At 39.1% G+C, this 20388-nt stretch carries 19 protein-coding genes; 2 read left to right on the top strand and 17 right to left on the bottom strand.

All coding sequences use genetic code 11. The features are described 5' to 3' along the window. Nucleotides 1-8: 8 nt before the first annotated feature. Entirely contained in the window at nt 9-908 is a 900-nt protein-coding gene (gene serB / locus ME5_RS06050) for a phosphoserine phosphatase SerB (protein WP_008039375.1), read from the top strand. Nucleotides 909-1080: 172 nt separating this feature from the next. Here the strand turns inward: serB and ME5_RS06045 are convergent, their stop codons facing one another. The 5 genes from ME5_RS06045 to ME5_RS06025 all read right to left on the bottom strand — a co-directional run bounded on the left by ME5_RS06045 (nt 1081) and on the right by ME5_RS06025 (nt 6420). Continuing rightward, nucleotides 1081-2583 carry a Do family serine endopeptidase gene (locus tag ME5_RS06045; protein WP_008039373.1) on the bottom strand — a complete coding sequence of 501 codons (1503 nt, stop codon included), beginning with the start codon at nt 2581-2583 and terminating at the stop codon, nt 1081-1083. Nucleotides 2584-2904: 321 nt separating this feature from the next. Further along, a complete protein-coding gene (gene hflC / locus ME5_RS06040; protein ID WP_008039371.1) occupies nt 2905-3807 on the bottom strand; it encodes a protease modulator HflC in 903 nt (300 codons plus the stop codon). Nucleotides 3808-3809: 2 nt separating this feature from the next. Continuing rightward, the gene (hflK, locus tag ME5_RS06035; protein ID WP_008039370.1) at nt 3810-5006 is read right to left on the bottom strand and encodes an FtsH protease activity modulator HflK; all 1197 of its coding nucleotides are present in this window, start codon (nt 5004-5006) and stop codon (nt 3810-3812) included. Between the two features lie 116 nt (nt 5007-5122). Then, entirely contained in the window at nt 5123-5629 is a 507-nt protein-coding gene (locus tag ME5_RS06030; RefSeq protein WP_008039364.1) for a dihydrofolate reductase, read from the bottom strand. Continuing rightward, nucleotides 5626-6420, bottom strand: a complete 795-nt coding sequence (locus tag ME5_RS06025; RefSeq protein ID WP_008039363.1) for a thymidylate synthase — start codon at nt 6418-6420, stop codon at nt 5626-5628. The genes ME5_RS06030 and ME5_RS06025 overlap by 4 nt, the downstream gene beginning before the upstream one ends. A gap of 209 nt (nt 6421-6629) precedes the next feature. Between ME5_RS06025 and ME5_RS06020 the strand changes: the two genes are divergently transcribed. Next, complete coding sequence (locus ME5_RS06020) at nt 6630-7937, top strand: MFS family transporter (RefSeq protein WP_008039361.1); 1308 nt, start codon at nt 6630-6632, stop codon at nt 7935-7937. Nucleotides 7938-8061: 124 nt separating this feature from the next. Here the strand turns inward: ME5_RS06020 and lpxB are convergent, their stop codons facing one another. From lpxB to tsf, 12 genes are all read right to left on the bottom strand, one after another. Continuing rightward, on the bottom strand, nt 8062-9231 hold the full coding sequence (gene lpxB / locus ME5_RS06015) for a lipid-A-disaccharide synthase (RefSeq protein WP_008039359.1): 1170 nt from the start codon (nt 9229-9231) through the stop codon (nt 8062-8064). Continuing rightward, the gene (locus ME5_RS06010) at nt 9224-10120 is read right to left on the bottom strand and encodes an LpxI family protein (protein WP_008039357.1); all 897 of its coding nucleotides are present in this window, start codon (nt 10118-10120) and stop codon (nt 9224-9226) included. The genes lpxB and ME5_RS06010 overlap by 8 nt, the downstream gene beginning before the upstream one ends. Then, on the bottom strand, nt 10113-10922 hold the full coding sequence (gene lpxA / locus ME5_RS06005; protein ID WP_008039355.1) for an acyl-ACP--UDP-N-acetylglucosamine O-acyltransferase: 810 nt from the start codon (nt 10920-10922) through the stop codon (nt 10113-10115). Before lpxA ends, ME5_RS06010 begins: the two co-directional genes overlap by 8 nt. Nucleotides 10923-10934: 12 nt before the next feature. Beyond that, nucleotides 10935-11408, bottom strand: coding sequence for a 3-hydroxyacyl-ACP dehydratase FabZ (gene fabZ, locus ME5_RS06000; RefSeq protein WP_008039354.1), 474 nt, complete (start codon nt 11406-11408; stop codon nt 10935-10937). 4 nt (nt 11409-11412) lie between these two features. Beyond that, entirely contained in the window at nt 11413-12456 is a 1044-nt protein-coding gene (gene lpxD / locus ME5_RS05995) for a UDP-3-O-(3-hydroxymyristoyl)glucosamine N-acyltransferase (RefSeq protein ID WP_008039352.1), read from the bottom strand. 50 nt (nt 12457-12506) lie between these two features. Further along, the gene (bamA, locus tag ME5_RS05990; protein WP_008039351.1) at nt 12507-14921 is read right to left on the bottom strand and encodes an outer membrane protein assembly factor BamA; all 2415 of its coding nucleotides are present in this window, start codon (nt 14919-14921) and stop codon (nt 12507-12509) included. Nucleotides 14922-15142: 221 nt separating this feature from the next. Continuing rightward, nucleotides 15143-16294 carry an RIP metalloprotease RseP gene (gene rseP, locus ME5_RS05985; RefSeq protein ID WP_008039349.1) on the bottom strand — a complete coding sequence of 384 codons (1152 nt, stop codon included), beginning with the start codon at nt 16292-16294 and terminating at the stop codon, nt 15143-15145. A gap of 14 nt (nt 16295-16308) precedes the next feature. After that, on the bottom strand, nt 16309-17124 hold the full coding sequence (locus ME5_RS05980; protein WP_008039347.1) for a phosphatidate cytidylyltransferase: 816 nt from the start codon (nt 17122-17124) through the stop codon (nt 16309-16311). Between the two features lie 24 nt (nt 17125-17148). Continuing rightward, complete coding sequence (locus ME5_RS05975) at nt 17149-17880, bottom strand: isoprenyl transferase (RefSeq protein ID WP_008039345.1); 732 nt, start codon at nt 17878-17880, stop codon at nt 17149-17151. A 28-nt stretch (nt 17881-17908) separates the two neighbouring features. Further along, on the bottom strand, nt 17909-18469 hold the full coding sequence (frr, locus tag ME5_RS05970) for a ribosome recycling factor (RefSeq protein WP_008039343.1): 561 nt from the start codon (nt 18467-18469) through the stop codon (nt 17909-17911). 38 nt (nt 18470-18507) lie between these two features. Continuing rightward, on the bottom strand, nt 18508-19227 hold the full coding sequence (gene pyrH, locus ME5_RS05965) for a UMP kinase (RefSeq protein ID WP_008039341.1): 720 nt from the start codon (nt 19225-19227) through the stop codon (nt 18508-18510). A 151-nt stretch (nt 19228-19378) separates the two neighbouring features. Next, on the bottom strand, nt 19379-20302 hold the full coding sequence (gene tsf, locus ME5_RS05960; protein WP_008039340.1) for a translation elongation factor Ts: 924 nt from the start codon (nt 20300-20302) through the stop codon (nt 19379-19381). Nucleotides 20303-20388: the final 86 nt, after the last annotated feature.

Below are 20388 nucleotides of genomic sequence, written 5' to 3'. Positions count from 1 at the left end.
ACCGCCTTATGCCTTATCGTAAAAATCTTGTTGCAACACTCATAACCAATCCAGATAATCCTATTTTAACATCAGACTATGTTGATAAAGCCTGCAAACAGATAAATGCAAGCCATGTTTATTGGTTGTGTGATGGTGTTGCTTGTGACATCCCTTTAAATAATAGCATTAACCCACAGGAAACTGATGAAAAATTAAGACATTTTTTTTCAGACGAAGCTGTCGATATTGCGATACAAATCCAAGATACAAGACGTAAAAAACTTCTTATCGCTGATATGGATTCAACGATTATCCAACAAGAATGCATTGATGAACTGGCAGAAGAAGTAGGATTGCGTGCTGAAATTGCCGAGATAACACGACGCGCTATGAATGGTGATATTGCATTTGATGTTGCTTTAAAACATCGTGTATCACTTTTAAAAGATTTATCCCTTAATGTTATAAAAAATATTATTGATAATCGTATTACACTGATGCCGGGTGCAAATACTCTCCTCAAAACAATGCGTAAAAACGGTGCATATACAGCTCTTGTCTCTGGAGGTTTTACAGTTTTCACAGCTCATATCGCTCAACAACTTGGATTTGATGAGCATCACGCCAATAAGCTAATTTTAAACCATGAAAAATTAACAGGTGAAGTTGCCGAACCAATCTTAGGAAAACAAGCAAAACTTGATCAATTGCTTAAAATTTGCGCACAGCTCAGCCTCTCTGTTAAAGAGACTATGGCTGTCGGCGATGGAGCAAATGATCTTGCCATGTTGCAAAAAGCAGGATCAGGTGTGGCTCTACATGCAAAACCAATGGTTGCAAAAGCAGCCTCTATCCGTATTGATTATGGCGATTTGACAGCACTTCTTTATTTGCAAGGGTATAGAAAAAGCGATTTTGTGCATTAAGCAACAAATTCAATACATCTTTAATGGCTTTATTCTTATAGATACTCGTCGACAAAGATCGATCACTTACTTTAAAATCTTACATTCGTTTATCAAGTTGTTCAATTCAACTGAAATCTAGGGGGATCAGTGTTTAAAGTGTCTTCATAATTGCACAAAACAAAGCGTCTTTTTAATCTAATCTCATTGTGACAAACTGAAGCTTTGCATCCTTATCAGCAATCATCAACAAAACATTCTTGCGCCCTGTAGCACGCAATACTGATAAACGTTTTTTAACATCTTCTGGCGTTTTGATAACCTCTTGATTGATGTCTACAATGACATTTCCTGGCTGGATGCGTTTTTCAGCAGCAACACTATTTGGTAGAACAGAAAGTACAACGGCACCTGAAACATCATTTTCAATTGCAAATCTTTTACGTATATCATCGTTAAGTGCTTCAATCGTCATCCCCATAAAACTGATAGAAGTTTTTTCATGTTTTTCATCTTTTTCATCAGAAGGATCGTCTTCTAAATGTGTGATATCATCATCTTTCAACTGTCCAAGTTTCACTTGAATTTTTTTTTCTTTTCCATCGCGTATGATGGTGACATGAACAGTTTTATCAACAGGACTTTCTGCAACAATTCTTGGCAAATCACGTGCTTGTTTAATAGTGCGATCAGCAAAACGAATAATGACATCCTTTGCTTTTAATTGAGAATTATCCACATTTTTGTCTTCAATTTTGCCTGCAACTAAGGCACCTTCAGCTTTTGGTAAATTCAAGCTATCCGCTATGTCTTGCGTCACTGGTTGAATACGTATAGCAAGCCAACCGCGCTTAATTTCACCAAAATCTTCCAATTGTTTAAGAATATTTGTTGCCATATCGGAAGGAATTGCAAATCCAATGCCAATTGAACCGCCAGATGGTGAAATAATCGCAGTATTGATACCAATAACTTTGCCTTCCATGTCAAAAAGCGGACCACCTGAATTCCCTCGGTTGATTGCCGCATCTGTTTGAATAAAATCATCATAAGGCCCCGCACTAATATTACGGTTTCGTGCCGAAATGATACCAACAGTAACAGTCCCTCCTAACCCAAAAGGATTGCCAATTGCCATAACCCAATCACCAATATGTGCGTTTTCAGAATCACCAAATTCAACAGCTTTTAATTTTTTAGCTTTGGCATCAACTTGTAAAAGGGCCAAATCTGTTTTTGTATCGCGACCAAGAAGTTTGGCTGATAATTTAGAACCGTCAGTAAAATTTGCTTCAATATCATCTGCATCTACAATCACATGATTATTCGTAACAATAAGACCTTTTTCTGCATCAACAACAAAACCTGAGCCAAGAGACTGTACTTTTCTATATTGATTATTGTTATTGCCATTATCGTTGTTAAAAAAGTCATTAAAATATTCTTCAAATGCTGAACCATCTGGAACATTTGGTGGTGTGGTATTTTCACCTTGTTCAGTACCGTTGATTGTCTGTGATGTTGAAATATTAACCACGGAATCAAGCAATTTAGAAGCTAAATCGGAAACTACAGGCGGCGTAGTTTGACCTATTTTATTGTAATTTTTGTCAGTCGTTTGCGCGATAGCAGAAACATAATGACCAAGCACAAACACTACAGCGACAAAACAGAGTATTAAGCGTTTCAATAGCATATTTGATCCAATCAACGAACGGTTAATAGAGCAATAAATATTTAATGAGATCATTTTATGTCAAAAATCAATGACGAAAGAGTCAAAAAGTTAAATGCGTCTATAGACTTCACTGTAACTTCAATGACAAAAATGCTTATTTTTGTTCAATATATCATGAATACAGTATTGTCCTTACTATGAACAAAACAAAAATTTCAAATAGTATCAGCAATTTAATTGCAGCTTAAACGCCTTAAGCATGTTGACGTTCTTTTACTGGTTTTAAAAAACCGCCATAATCGCAATCTTAAAGATAAGACACGATTATGGCGACCTTTCTTATTCTTGAGAACCTATCGAATTATGAGGTCGGTTTAATGCCATAGGATTGTGAAAATAATAGAAAAAATCTTCATCAGGTGACACGATCATTGGTGTGGATTGTAAATTATGATAATTTTCCATCGCTAACCAAAAATCATAAAACGAAGGATTAACCTTTCGTGCATCAAGAAGAAGACGAATACTTTCAGCCTGACCTTCACCTCTGGTGATTTCAGCATCACGTTTCGCCATCGCAACAATCTCTTCATATTCACGATTGGCTTCCGCGATTATACGATCGCGCTCTTGTTGACCACGTGCTCTTATGTTTTCAGCAACAGCACCACGTTCAGCTGCCATTTGGCGATAGACATCTTCAGATAAATCGTCTGTTAAGTCCGTTTTACGAATGCGAACATCAAGAATGGTAATTCCCAAAGATCCCGCATCAACAGAAAACTGTTTTTGAACCTCGCCCATCATAGCACCACGTTCATCAGATAAAGCTGCCTGAAATTCACGCTTACCATAAACTGCACGTAAGGCATCAATAAAACGAGGTGCAAGGTTTTCTTGTGCGGCTATTTGCGGACGTCCTGAGCTAATACGCTGCAAAAATAATTCTGGATCAGTCACACGATAGATAAAAAAAGCGTCCACTTCATAATAAAGACCACCGCGCACCTGAACAGATTGTGTTGGAACATCATAACGCAATAAACGATTATCAATCACGATGGCTTGGTCGATAAAGGGCAATTTAAAATAAAGTCCTGGACTTGGCTCAACACGAACAATCTGTCCGAAACGCTTAACGACAACCTGTTGGCGTGGATAAACGACAAATAAAGACATCCACAAAGCAACAATCAAGACAACAATAATACCAAGAACAATAAATAAACGATTGTGTTGCATAATTATTGTCCTCCTGTCACGATTGAACTAGTCTGTTGACCAGCCCTTGACATCGTTGTGCTCTTGTTTTTTGTTTGTTGAGATCCCTGCCCACGTATTAATTCATTCAATGGCAAGTAAGAAACGGGACCACCATTTTTTTGTTCTAATACCAATTTATTCGGTGACGATAGAATGTGACCAACAGTTTCCATATAGATACGATAACGCGTTGCTTCAGGTGATATCGCGGCTTCTCGCGCAATTGCTTGGAAGCGTTCAGCTCGACCCGTTGCTTCTTCAACCATCTGTGCTTTTTCACCTTTTGCCACTTCACGTGTACGGGAAGCTTCACCATTAGCTTGTCCACGTTTGGTGGCACGCACACGATTTCCCTCTTCAATCATCCGACCACGCTCTTGTTCAGCCTGTTGAACGGAATTAAAAGCAGCGGCCACTTTTGTCGGCGGTGCGGCTTCACTAATAGAAACACGGCTTAAATCAACGCCTAATTGATACTTATTGACGGTTGATTGAATAATATTTTTCACATCATTCGCCACTTCTTCTTTTTTATCACGCAAAACATCATCAACAGGACGACTGCCTATCACCTCACGCATTGCACTTTCAGCAACTTGGCGAATTGTACCTTCCTGATCATTAACATTGAAAAGATACTGTCCTGGATTTTCAATTCGATAGTAAACAGAAAAATTAACATAGACAATATTTTGATCACTAGAAAGCATCAAACCGTCAGCCTGTTGTGGTTGTCCTGGCAATCCGCCTATTGAAATAGTTTTTTCTGTGGTTGGTACTTTCATATAGGTTTCTATAGGCCATAAACGAAAATGAAGCCCGTCGCCGATAATGCCTTCTTTTGGAACTCCAAAACGCAATTCAACTGCTCTTTCATTTTGCTGGACAATATAAAAAGACTGAAACAACCAGAATAAAACAGCTAAAAGGATAACACCGAGAATAATACCTCCTCCACCAGCTTGTTTTAATTTATCTTGGCTTTTGCGCAAAATATCATCAAAATCGGGACCATTCCCACCGCTACTACCACCTTGACCACCAGAACCAGAAGGTTTTTTTCCCCACGGATTTTTTGAATTTTGATTATTATTGCTATTGCCGCCCCATGGGCTGCCACCATTGTTTTTTCCGTCGCCACCCCACGGGCCGTTACCATTTTGATTGCTCCAGGGCATAGTCACCTCTTGTCCTATGTAAATCATTCACGCAAATTTTACTCATAAATGGTTATAGGCATGCAATCGATGAGTTTCAACGAAAAGCTCTCATTTTTTTATTATTTCTATAATTATTACCGTTGATAAATAACAAAGCGTGTCGGATGGCTATCTTTTTCACCTTTAGGTACTGTTTCACTTAGAATTTCTGTCCATCTGGATGAATCAAATGACGGGAAAAAAGTGTCGCCTTCAATTTCACTTAAAATTTCTGTCATATAGATGTAATCGGCTATCTCAAGTGACTGTTTAAAAATATCACCGCCACCAATAACAAAAACAGAAGATTGCCCTGCCCTTAACGCTTCTTTTTTTCCCAACGAATAAGCCTCATTCAATGTGTGTACAACGACTGCACCATTAGGCTTAAATGTTTGATCTTTGGACAAAACAATATTCAGACGTCCAGGTAAAGGCCTACCCAATGAATCCCAAGTTTTTCTACCCATAATAATTGGTTTTGCCATAGTTATTTTTTTAAATCGCTGAAGATCAGTCGAAAGTTTCCACGGCATCGTTCCATCACGCCCGATAACACCATTTTTAGAAACCGCAACAATGAGAGCTAATGATGGCTTCATACTGCAACCGGTGCTTTTATATGAGGAGCGGCGTGATAATTTTGCAACTCGAAATCTTCAAACCTAAATGCAAATAAATCCTTCACATCTGGGTTAATCTTCATTTGAGGAAGTGTCGTCGGCTGCCGCGAAAGTTGGATTTTAGCTTGTTCAAAATGATTGGAATAAAGATGAGCATCACCAAATGTATGAACAAATTCACCCGCTTTTAAACCTGTTACTTGGGCAACCATCATTGTCAACAAGGCATATGATGCGATATTAAAAGGGACACCTAAAAATATATCACCTGAACGTTGATAAAGCTGGCACGATAATGTGCCTTCACACACATAAAATTGAAATAAGCAGTGACACGGTGGCAAAGCCATATCATCTATAAGAGCAGGATTCCATGCAGATACAATCAAACGACGCGAATTAGGTGTTTTAACAATCATATCCACTACTTTAGATATTTGATCAATGTGCCGTCCATCAGGTGTGGGCCAAGAACGCCATTGATAACCATAAACAGGACCGAGATTCCCGTTATCATCTGCCCATTCATCCCAAATAGAAACGCCATTTTCTTTCAACCATGCAATATTGGTATCACCGCGAAGAAACCATAATAACTCATAAATAATCGATCTTAAATGAAGTTTTTTAGTTGTTAAGGCTGGAAATCCCTCAGACAAATCAAATCGCATTTGATATCCAAAAATCGAACGCGTACCCGTACCTGTGCGATCAGTACGATCAACACCATTTTTTAAAACATGTGATAATAGCTCGAGATAATTTTTCATAAAATAGTTATACCAAAATTTACATGTGCAATGATTGCTGAATAAGTGTCACTCATTTAATGAGTTGAATGATATGCTCTAATGTCTCAGGTTAAAATAGCAATAAATAAACATTACACAATTAATTGCATAACTTTAAAACCAGATGACACAATCGATAGCTTTTTGTAAGACGGACTTATTCGTGTAAGTTGAAAAAGGAAAAATATATGGGAACCGATACACTTCACGATGCACTTGATAGAAGAAAACGCGTTAAAGCTATTGTTTCAAGTGCATCTGGCAATCTTGTGGAATGGTATGACTTTTATGCCTATTCATTTACATCAATCTATTTTGCATCACAATTTTTCCCCTCTGATGGCGATACGGTCGCCGAGCTTTTAAAAGCTGCGGGTGTATTTTTTATTGGCTTTTTAATGCGTCCAATTGGCGGCTGGATTTTTGGACGGGTTGCCGATCGCTATGGACGCAAACGTTCAATGCTTATTTCAGTCATGCTTATGTGTTTTGGTTCACTTCTTATCGCTATTTTACCAACATATGAGACAATCGGTATTATGGCCGGTATATTATTACTTATTGTGCGCATGCTTCAAGGCTTATCTGTCGGCGGAGAATACGGAACAACTGCAACTTATATGAGTGAGGTTGCATTAAAAGGGCGTCGTGGTTTTTTCAGCTCATTTCAATATGTCACACTGGTTGGCGGTCAACTTCTTGCAAGTCTGGTTATATTTCTTCTCGCTTTATGGCTGAGTGAAGACCAACTTCGCGCATGGGGTTGGCGTATTCCTTTTGCCATAGGTGCCGTTGCTGCAATTGTAGCCCTATATTTACGCAGTTCTCTTCATGAAACAGCATCTGTTGCATCAAAAGAAAATAAAGAAGCTGGTAGTGTTCTTAGCCTTTTACGCAACCACGGAAAAGCCTTTTTGCTTGTTGTTGGTTTTACTGCTGGTGGATCTTTGACTTTTTACACTTATACAACTTATATGCAGAAATTTTTGATCACTACAACAGGATTCAATAGTCACACGGCGACCACATTGATGACAGGTGCTTTATTTATTTTTATGTGCTTACAACCTCTTTTCGGTTCACTTGCTGATAAAATTGGAACAAGAACATCTCTTCTTATATGGAGTGTTTTATCTATTCTTCTCACCATTCCAATGCTCACTCTTATTGGTAACACTCAAAGCATATGGGTTGCTTTTTTTGGTATTGTCGCCATGCTTTGTGTTGCTTGCATGTACACTTCAATTGGTGGCATCGTAAAAGCAGAAATGTTTCCTGCTTCTGTTCGTGCTTTAGGTGTTGGTCTTTCTTATGCCGTTGCGAATGCAATCTTTGGCGGCTCAGCCGAAACTATTGCCTTATGGCTAAAAGATATTGGTTATGAAAGCACGTTTTATTATTACGTTACAGCCGTGATGGTTCTTGCTTTTATTTCTGCCTTACTTATGCCAGATGCACGCAAAAGTGGTTATCTTCAAGATCATTCAATCGATTAAAGAAAACATTAAATATGTCTCCTTAAATGAAACTAAATTCAAGGGGACATATTTTGTATAATAAAAGATCTTCACTGATTTAAAATTTTAAAATAAAGATGCATTTACAGTGATATAAAATGCTTTATTTCAAATTTGTAATATAAGGCAAGACAGCTTGAGAAGCGATTTCACCAGCAGATTCATGTGTCTTCATAATGGCACAAATATTTTCAAAACCATTAAGCTGAGCTTGGCGTGAGGGACCATCATTGAGAAGTTGTTCAACTTGACGAGCCAACATGCCAGGTCGCAAAAACTCATTAAAATATTCAGGAACAATCGGCTGATCTGAAATAATATTTGGAAGTGCGGCACTCCAAATTTTAATTTTTGGCATAAGAAATATTTTGGAAAAAAAATCCGCTTTATATCCTAAGACCATCGGAATATTTGCAAGTGCCAGTTCTAGCGATACAGTACCTGATGCAGCAAGCGCTACGCGTGCTTTTGAAAAAGCACACCACTTTTCCTCATCTCCTAATACAATTTTAAAATTAAATGACCAATCTTTTGTTAAGTTTCTCACTTCATTTTCAAGGTGAGGCAGTGTAGGAAGAATGATATGAATATCCGGATGACGTGTTTTTAAGATATCAAGAGACGACCCAAAAATAGGGATTAAGTTGCGTATTTCAGACCGTCTTGATCCCGGCAACACAAGAACAGTTTTACTGAAACTATGATCATTTTGTAAATTTTGACGTTCCTTTTCGATTTTTTTTAAAAAAGGGTGTGTTAACAAGCGGTGTCCTACATATGTTGCAGGGGGTCCATCCAACTCTTTCATCACGCGTTCTTCAAAAGGCAAGATGACAAGAACATGATCGATAAAATCACACATCTTTTTTGCTCTGTGTGGACGCCAAGCCCAGACAGAAGGCGCAATATATTTTACAATTGCAATATTAGGTGCCAATTTTCGTACTTTTTTTGCAATTCGATGGGTAAAATCAGGACTATCAACAATGATGAGAATATCAGGTTTTTCACGCGCAATATAATGAGAAAGTTGAAAGATATGACGTAATAAACGTGGTATTTTTTTTAAAACGGAGCCCAATCCCATTAACGCAATATCATCAGCATCAAAAAAACTTTTTAAGCCTAACTTTTGCAAATGATGTCCCCCTACACCAATTAACTCAATCTTACATTTCGTTTTTTTCTTAAGATTGTCTATAAGATCAGCAGCCAAGAGGTCTCCTGATTCTTCCCCGGCAACAATAGCAATTTTCAATACCCGCTCAGCCATCACTTTTTTTTCCAAAAGTCTCAATAAACATATGGAATTCATTTGCTTTATTGACTGTTTCTTTCAATTCTACAATAAAACTTTTTTCTGCTTCAACAGCAACACCGGATAACCCACAATTGAAAGCATTTTGTATAGTATTGGGTCCTATTGTTGGCAAATCTGCACGTTCTTCTTGTTGTGGTTTGGCAAGTTTAACCAAAACCCCCCCTTTTAAAGGGATCCGTTTTTCCAAACGCATTTCTTGAATGCGTCGTAGCATATGATCTGTTCCTTCAGCACCTTCTAGAGCCACAACACGGCCACGAACAGCAACAGCGCCTTGTCCGACATCAAGTTTTCCCAAAAGAATAGCAGCGTCTTGAGCCAGTTGAATGTCTTTAAATTCTTCTTTACTGGCACGCCTATCCGTCAAATTAAAGCCAAATGGTGCAAGAATTTCTGGAACAATTTCATGAGCACCGACCACATGAAAGCCGTGTTTTTCAAGTAAATTTATAAAGGCTTTAAGTAATGCATCATCCCCCCTACCCAAAGCGCCCATTAATACGGGCAAAGCAGTCAGCGTTATCCAATCAGGACGCAACTCGTAAAAATTCGGACGGCTTTTCACACCACCCGCCAAAACAACATTTTTAACTTTCTTTTTTTTTAAAGTTTTAATAAGTTTAGAAAGCTGAACGACTGAAATTTCACAATGTTCATAGGCATAAAGACAAGGATCAGATTCGTTTTTTAAAGGAATAAGAAAAGGATTGTGACCCGATTCAAAAAGAGCTTGAGCAACAGCGATTGGTAAAGTCCCATTACCAGCAATAATGGCAGTACGATGTGATAAAACTTTATGAGCATTAAATGATTCAGTCTTATTGCTCGTCATTTCATCCATCTAAACCTAACAGTTTGGGAGTACAATAAGCACGTTTATGATCTTCTTGAATAAAAGAAATAATATCAGCAACAGCAGCAGATTGAGAATAAGCATTTTGTGCATCAACTGCCCGCTCCCTAACAGGTTTTGTTCGATCAAAAAGCATGTTAACTGCATGTCGAACAGCATGTATTTCCTGACGTTTTAAGCCAGACCGCTTCATACCAATAATATTGAGTCCACCAAGATAAGCATGGACGCCTATAGCACTCCCATAAGGAATAAGATCTCCAACTAAAGCAGCAAGCCCACCAACGAATGCATGATGCCCAACGCGACAAAATTGATGAACGGCTCCACCACCACCAATTATAACATGATCACCAATAGTGACATGACCACCGATCATAACATTATTTGAAAATGTAACATGATTGCCCAAAACACAATCATGTGCAACGTGAGCATAGGCTAAAAACACACAATGATCACCTACAATAGTTGTTTTTGCACTTGAGTCAGAGCCACGATGCATCGTGACTCCTTCACGAATTATACAATTTTTTCCGATAACGAGTGTTGTATGTCCACCTTTATGCTTATTATTTTGTGGGTCACATCCAAGAATCGCATGTGGATAGACAATACTATCAGCCCCGAGACTGGTTGCACCCATTATAACAACATGGCTCATTAAGCGACAATTATCACCAATAACTGCCGCACCGCTAATATGACAAAATGGACCAATATCAACATTTTGTCCTAATTGAGCACCTTCTTCAACGAGAGCTGTTGGGTGAATTTTCACGTTAGACATACAAACCCTATTTTATAACTCTTCAGGAACAGCAATCATCGCTGCAACTTCCGCCTCAGCCACACGATGACCATCGACCTCAGCAATACAGGAAAATCTTTTAATTCCACCACGTTGTTTTATTTTTTTAACATGCAATTTCAATTGATCGCCAGGAATCACTGGTTTTCTAAATTTTGCTCCATCTACTGTCATGAGATACACAACACCTGGCTTTTCATCTCCTTCTGCCAAAAGAGATATTGCCCCCGCAGTCTGTGCCATTGCTTCAATAATTAAGACACCAGGCATAATAGGATTTTCTGGAAAATGTCCCATAAAATGCGGTTCATTAAATGTCACATTTTTGATTCCCGTAGCACACTCATCTTTATCAATATCCACAATACGGTCGATGAGTAAAAACGGATATCGATGTGGTAAAAGCGCGAGTAGCTTACCAATATCAACAGCATTCAAATTTGTTTGTTCAACGGAATTTGTCATAAAATTATTTTCCCCTATTGGGTTTGCTTATGCTCCGTAAAGCAGCCACTTCACGAAACCACTGTTTAAATGGACGGGCTGGACTCCCACCCCATTTTTCTCCATCTGGAACGTCATTCATAACGCCACTGGCAGCCGCGATTTGCACTCGAGAACCAACTTTAACATGATCTGCAAGTCCTACGTTACCACCAAGCTGAGTAAAATCACCAATAGAAGCGCTGCCTGCAATACCACAATGAGCGGCAATTAAACTATAACGACCTATGACAACGTTATGGGCAATTTGTACCAAATTATCAATTTTTGTGCCCTCACCAATAATTGTATCTTTCAGTGCCCCACGATCAATTGTTGTATTCGCGCCAATTTCGACATCATCTTGAATAATGACACGTCCTAGCTGAGGAATTTTTTCGACACCATTTGGTCCACCAACAAAACCAAATCCATCCTGACCAATGCGCACACCAGGATGAAGATAGACTCGATTGCCAAGCAAACTGTATTGGACAGAAACAGAAGGTGCGATATAACTATCACGACCAATGTGACAATTTTCACCAATAACAGCGTTTGCAGATATTAAACTACCCGATCCGATTTCTGCATTTTTGCCAATGACAGCACCTGCCTCAATAATAGCACCATTTTCTATACTTGCTGATGGATGAATGAAGGCTTTTTCTGAAATTCCACCTTCACCCGTCCATGGAACAGGCTTTGCAGAGGCTGGGAAAAGAACTCTTCCAACAAGAGAAAAATCACGTTGAGGTGATGATGTAACTAAAATTGCCATACCTTCTGGCACCTTAGGTACAACATCTTCCGGACACAATACAGCGACAGCCAAATTGCCAATAAGACTTTTGGCAAATTTACGACTTTCTATAAATATAAGAGACCCAGCTTGCGCATCATCAGATGATGCAAGACTATGAATAACATGATGAGCCATTTCAGGAGTACGTATAGCGGCACCTGTTAACTCAGCCGCTTCACCGACCGTCATTTGCCGGGACGGCGTAAAAAATATTGCTTCCGCCATCAAAACAACTTTCTCTCCCGACTCACATATGCGACCGGGAGAAATGAATATTAGAATTTGGTAGAAACACCAAAATTAAAGTTTTGTACACGATCACCCTCTTCTTTGGCAATCGGCCATGCATAATCAAAGCGTAATGGACCGAAAGGCGATGCCCACATGAGACTCAAACCAGCTGAAGCGCGCCATGAACTTCCTGTACCAGTGACAGGATTTTCAAAAGAATATATTGGATCATATGTATTACCATATAACGTTGCAGTATCGGCAAATACGGCACCGCGCATACCCAAACTCTCAGGAACAACCGGCATTGGAAATTGCAGCTCAGCTGTTGCATTCATGTACGTTGTCCCACCAAGGAAGTAACGATCACCATTACTAGATTTTTGCTGTGGACCAATACCATTATATTTAAAACCACGGATCATATCTGAATTGTTTTTAAACATATCAAAAATACGAACACCGTCATTTCCAATCTCATGAATATAACCACCACCAATGGATACAAGACCAACAATGTCATATTGTTCAGAAACCGTCTTGTACAACATCGCTTTACCTGATGTTTTTAAAAAATTGGCATCACCACCAATACCTGCATATTCTTGAATACCACGAATGAAAATACCTTCATGTGGATTGCGCATATCATCAATTGAATTGTATGTCAGACCATAACTAATGGATGAGCGCGTCCAAGGGCTTTTGTCCGCCGCCTCAATAATCGCACCAGAATAACGATTAGCAAGCTCTTCTTCATATTTCGTATTATTGGCTTCAGCAAGACGTCTATAACGCCCGCTATGATCAAGATCATATTCTTCCTGAATATAATTATAAGAGATACTACCTGTTAATTGATCAGTAATGGGAACACCAAAACGTACCGAGCCACCCGTTTGTTTCACATCATAATCACCATTCATACGATATGTACGTCGGAAAATATCAAATCCAGCCGACAAGCGATATCCAAGAAAATATGGTTCTGTAAATGATAGGTTATAATTACGGGCTTCGTCCTCACCTGCACCGACCCCAATACGGAAATATTGACCACGACCAAGGAAATTGCGCTCTGTTATCGAAGCTTCCACAGAAGCACCAGGCGATTCCCCACCCGTTGTATAGCCACCACCAATTGAAAACTCACCCGTAGATTTTTCTACAACATCAACAATTAATACAACTTGATCAGGTTCTAAACCAGGTGCAGTAGAAACATTGACCGTTTGAAAGAAACCAAGAGCCTCCAAACGACGTTTTGCGCGTTGCACCATCGTTTGATTATACGCATCACCTTCATTTAGATCAATCTCGCGACGAATAACATAGTCACGCGTTTTATCATTACCACGAATTTCAATACGTTCAACATAAGCGCGTGGACCTTGATCAATATTATAAACAATAGAAATTGTATGATTGTTAAAATCACGATCACCACGCGGCTCAACACGAGCAAACGCATAGCCCGAATCTGCCACACGATCATTAAGCGCCAAAACAGTATCTTCAATACGCTTTGCACTATAAACATCACCTGAATGTGTTTTAAGCGCGTTTTGCATTGATTGAGTATCGATACCCTCTACTGTACTATCAACTTCAACATCACCTAATGTATAACGTTGCCCCTCATCAACAACAAAGTTGATTTTATAAGAATTGCTCGCTTCATCAAAAACTGCATTTGCCGAAACAACCTGAAAGTCGGCATAACCACGGTTATAATAAAAACGCCGAAGAGCTTCTTCATCAGCAGCCAATCGGTCTTCACTGTAAACATCACCACGAGTCAACCATGACAATATGCCAGAACGTTTCGTTGCAATAATATCACGAAGACGACGATCTCCAAAAGCTTCATTACCTTCAAAAGTAATATCATCAATTTTTGTTTTTTGTCCCTCATCAATCTTGAAAACAACATTGACGCGACCTTGCCCTAAATCAATCGTCTGAGCAGTTACAGCTGTATCATTACGCCCAACGTAACGATAGGCTTCACGAATTGTTTGCTCATCTGAAGCAAGCTTTACAGGATCAAAAGCTTCACGTGGCTTCAATGAGATCACACGTTCAAGATCAGGATCTTTAACTTTTTTATTTCCTTGAAACAAAATTTGATTGACGACTTCATATTCTTTAACAGAAACAATGAGTCGATTGCCAGATTGATTAATTTTCACATCTGAAAACAAACCCATGGCAAAAAGACGTTTTACAGATTCGTCAATATCACGACTAGAAAAGTTTTTTCCGACCTGAATATCAATATTGTCCCGAATCGTCTGAGCGTCAACGCGCTGAATACCGCGAACATCAATAGAACGCACCACAGCCGCTTTAGCAATACTTACTGTTGCAACTGAAACTGCTACCGCAGCAGGCACACTCATTGCCACCGTAAGTGCTAGCGCGGATGCTGCGCTAAGAAATTTCGAATTGGCCTTCATTGGCTTTATTACCCTTGTTTCTTTTATCTCAAGACAAATAATGTCTAAAATGCTTATATTACCCTAATAACGTGTTTTTTTATACAAGCAAGGCTTTCGGTTAAAAACTATTTACTTCTTTAGCAATCGTGGCATCTATGTCACGGCATTTCGTAAATATGGTTAACAATATCCCCCATCAAATGTGCTTTTTTATCATTATTGCGGTGTTTATCATAACTTTATCCACCAAACCAACATAAATAATCATTTGATATAGCAAATATCATAAAGGCGAGTACCGCAAGCAAACCAATTTTAAAGATAAATTCCTGTATTGGTTTAGGCACGGGTCTACCGATTATTCCTTCTATAAGATAAAAAACAAGATGTCCGCCATCTAATGGTGGCACTGGAAAAAGATTAATTAAGCCAATACCAATCGACAAAAAAGCAGTAAAATTCAAAAGCGACATAAAGCCTGTTTCACTAACTTGCCATGCGATATTGGCAGTTTTTGAGGGTCCACTTAATTGACAACGATCTTCCTGACCTATGATAAGACGGCCAATAAATTTTACTGTTTGTGTCACAATAAATACAGAACGATCCGTTGCTTCTGAAATTGCTGTAAAAAAACCATAACGCATTTGTTTTTGATAAGCAGGATCAATACGCATTGGATTATTCGGATCCGTTGGCGCTCCAACACCAATCATACCAACTCTAACTTTATTACCAAAACCATCATCACGTATTGTTACCTCAGGACGTATTGTAACATTAAAAAATTGATCATTCCTCTCCATTTTAAATATAACAGGTTTGTCACCTTCAAAAGAAACATAAGCAATAAGATCTTGAAAACTCTCAACGGGTTTACCGTTAATTTCTTTAAAACGGTCTCCCGGCATTAAACCAGAAGCACTTGCAGGAGCGCCATCAACAAGAGAACCCACCACGGGTTCAATGACAATCCGTCCATAAGAAAAGAAAAAGAAAGAAAGGATTGCCACTGTAAAAAGTGCATTAAAAAAGGGACCAGCAAAGACTGTTGCTGCTCGTTTCCATGCATTGGCTGCAGCAAATGATCCTTTTAAATGTGATGCACCAGCTTTTGTTTCCATACTTGCTGCATCTTCATCACCAATAAATTTTACATATCCACCAAGCGGCACCAATGCCAAACGCCAACGCATACCTCTTTTATCAGTATAAGAAAAAAGTTCAGGCCCAAACCCTAAGGAAAATGTTGATGCACCAATACCACATAGTCGACCAACCAAATAATGTCCCATTTCATGAACAAATATAATCGCCATAATGGCAAGTATAATTGCTATAACTCTATATAGAGGCCACCCAAAATCACTTATGAGACTTGAAATTTCCAAAATAATCTCCGTGATTAAATCATATTAAACATATTGGAAGGAACGTTAACATCAGACACGATTGCCCCAATAATATAAAGAATAACTGCTGCAAAGACCAATCCGTCTACGCGATCCATAAATCCACCATGACCAGGCAAAAAAGTACCCGAATCTTTAACACTAAAATATCTCTTAACCCAAGATTCTGCAATATCACCACATTGCGACATAATCGATAATATAAATGCGAGTAAGGGGATAAAAAAATTTGCAGGACTCGTATCAAGCGCCAAATATGCAACCAAAGTTCCTCCTGCAACACCTACCAAAGCACCCCCTACAGCCCCACTCCACGTTTTATTTGGTGAAAATCGCGGTGCAAGTTTTGGACCACCTAATGCTCGTCCATTAAAATAAGCTGCAATATCTGTTCCCCAGACAACTGCAAAGAGAAAAATGATTGCGCCAAATCCAAAAGGCTCATCTCCTCTTATATACGCAAGAGAAACAGCAGGTAGACAAGCATATAAAAAACCGCCACTGATCCATCCAGCCGTTTTTACTGAGGTAATGCCAAGCAATAAGGCACAAAGAATGATAAACCCAAAAACAAAAGGTGCAGAAAAATCAAAAAAAAGAAAAATACCGATTATAATATAGCATAATAGAACACATAGTTTTTGCCATATTTTCCATTTTATTGATGTTATATTCGTCCATTCATAAAGAACCAATCCACCAATGACCCATGAAAAAAAGGCAAAAGGGACGCCACCCACCCATGTCAACCATAAAGCAATACTTCCTAAAATGATTGCTGTCAGGCTGCGCATAACCAGATTAGACATCGTTGCTCCTTTGATTAAAAAACATTATTTTACAGCTTCTTTTTTAATAACAGAATTTAATAATCCACCAAATCTGCGCTCGCGTGAAGCATAGCAAGACAATGCTAAATCAAATGCTGTTTCATTGAAATCTGGCCATAAGCAAGGTGAAAAGTATAATTCACTATAAGCAGACTGCCACGACAAAAAATTAGACAAACGTTGTTCGCCACTTGTTCGAATGATAAGATCAGGATCTGGCATAGGAACAATATCAAGATTTTGTGCAATTGTTTTTTCAGAAATTTGATCAATTTCAATCTGTCCAGACTGAATAGACGTAGCAATCCTTTTTACAGCACGAACCAACTCATCACGCCCACCGTAATTAAAGGCAATAACAAGCTTAAGACCGGTATTATCCTCAGTCATTGTTTCAGCTTTTTGCAGCAATAACATAATATCATGAGGCATATTTTCTCGACTGCCAATAATATGAATGCGAACGTTATTGGAATGCAACTCTGCCAAATCCTGTTTAATAAATAATTTTAACAAGGATATGAGAGAGTTGACTTCATCAACTGGACGAGACCAATTTTCGGAAGAAAAAGCATAAAGCGTAAGCCATTCCAAACCAATATGGGCTGAATGTCTAACAATTTTATGAAGCGCTTTCACACCAGCTTTATGACCTGCATAACGAGGCAGAGCACGCGCACGCGCCCAACGTCCATTTCCATCCATAATTATAGCAACATGGCGTGGACAAGACATGAAATGAAACCTCGCTTAACTTTACGATTTAAACTTGCATAATTTCAGTTTCTTTGACTGCTAATACTTTATCGATTTCAACAATCGTATCATCAGTCAACTTTTGTATCTTTTCAGATATGCTGCGGCTTTCATCTTGACTGATTTCACTTTCTTTTTCAGCTTTTTTTAGTACGTCCATTCCATCACGACGAACATGGCGTACCGCGACCTTCGCCTGTTCAGCATATTGATGCGCGATTTTTACCAGTTCCTTACGCCTCTCTTCATTAAGCTCTGGCAGTGGAACACGTAAATTCGTCCCATCGGTAATTGGATTTAATCCTAATCCAGCTTCACGAATGGCTTTTTCAACTGCACCTACCATCGATTTATCCCAAACAGACACAGACAACATACGTGCTTCTGGAACCGATATGTTAGCAACTTGGTTGATTGGAACGACAGAGCCATAAGCCTCAACTATCAGCGGTTCCAACAAACTTGCAGAAGCCCTCCCCGTCCGCAAACCTGTTAATTCATGTTTAAAAGATGATATTGCACCATCCATACGACGCTTAAGGTCATCAATGTTTTTAACCTCACTCATGCTGGAAACTCCTCTTAAAACCTTTATTATGACTTATTTTATTCTGAGACAACTGTGAAACGTCCCGTGCCCTTTATGACATTCATTAATCCACCTTTTTCATGGATAGAATAAACAATAATTGGAATATTATTTTCACGTGCTAACGCAACAGCAGTTGTATCCATAACAGAAAGACCGCGTTGCAGAACTTCTTCATGTGTCAATTGATCAAAGCGCTGTGCCTCAGGATCCTTTTTGGGATCTGCAGAGTAAATCCCATCAACTTGCGTTCCTTTAAACAACGCATCTGCATCAATTTCAGCCGCACGCAATGCTGCTGCCGAATCAGTTGTAAAAAAAGGGTTTCCAGTACCGCCTGCAAAAATAACAACTTTTCCTTGGTTCATATAACCAATCGCCTTACGTTGTGAAAAACTTTCACTAATTTGTGGCATTGCGATGGCGGATAGTACGACCACATCAACACCCAGTTTGGTAAGAGACGTACGCAAAGCAAGAGAATTAATTGCTGTCGCGAGCATGCCCATATGATCACCTGTTACACGATCACCACCGTGAGAAGCCACAGCAACACCGCGAAAAATATTTCCTCCACCAATAACAACACCAACTTCAATACCCAAGGCACGAGCTTCAGCGATATCGCTTGCAATACGATCTACAACTGAAACGTCAATACCAAAACTCTGCTCCCCCATAAGCGCTTCACCAGACGCTTTTAATAAAATACGTTTGTATCGTGGGGTTTTATTCATCAATCATCTCCAAAAGCAAAAATACTTTTGCATTCGATACACGAAGGGCACCGCATTGTCACGCGATGCCCTTCTTAAAGAAGATTTTTTTTCAATCATCCACATATGCAAGATAAAACTGGTCTATAATGAATGAATAAATTTATAATTTTTAGCCTTTTACGGCCGCTGCAACTTCAGCTGCAAAATCTGTTTCTTCCTTTTCGACCCCCTCGCCCAATGCAAAGCGAACAAAGCCAATAAGTTTCGCTGGCGCGCCTATAGATTTTTCAGCATCTTTTAATGCGGATTCAACAGTAAAGTCAGGATTCATCACAAATGCTTGGGAAAGCAAAACAACTTCTTCATAAAATTTGCGCATGCGACCTTCAACCATTTTTTCAATAATATTTTCAGGCTTTCCAGATTGGCGCGCTTGATCAGAAAAAATAGCTTTCTCACGCTCAACAGCATCAGAATCAACCTCTTCAGCTGTTAATGCTAATGGATTTGTTGCTGCAACATGCATAGCAACTTGGCGCGCAAAAGCAGAAGCTGCATCTTTATCACCGTCGGTTTCAATACCTACAATAACACCAAGTTTACCCAAACCGTCTGCTACGCCATTGTGAATATAAGTTGCAACAACACCTTTATCGACCGACAATTGTGCAGAGCGACGGAAAGTCATATTTTCACCAATTGTGCCAATTGCATCTTTGATGGTTTCTTCAACATTTTTAGCACTGCCTGGGTATGGCGAAGCCGCTACAGCTTCTAAAGATCCATCTGTATTTAAAGCAGCAGTAGCAACATTTTTAACAATTTCTTGAAAGGCATCATTACGCGCGACAAAATCTGTTTCAGAATTTATCTCAACCAAAACGGCTTTATTTCCGTTTGAAGCAACACCAATCAAACCTTCAGCTGCGGTACGACCTGCTTTTTTATCAGCCTTAGCCATACCTTTTTTACGTAACCAGTCGACAGCAGCCTCCATATCACCATCTGTCTCAGCCAATGCCGCCTTGCAATCCATCATGCCAGCGCCTGATAATTCACGTAATTCTTTAACCTGTGCTGCTGTAATGCTCATAATTTGCCTCTTTATTTCAATAATGATGAAAGCGTGCTGGAAATTCCTAGGCACGCCAATCATCTTTTACACGTTTTCGTTGACGC

The sequence above is a fragment of the Bartonella tamiae Th239 genome (genome assembly GCF_000278275.1).
GTDB classification, from domain to species: domain Bacteria; phylum Pseudomonadota; class Alphaproteobacteria; order Rhizobiales; family Rhizobiaceae; genus Bartonella; species Bartonella tamiae.
The sequence above is the reverse complement of the archived record's forward strand: the minus strand, read 5'-3'. Positions and strand labels throughout refer to the sequence as shown.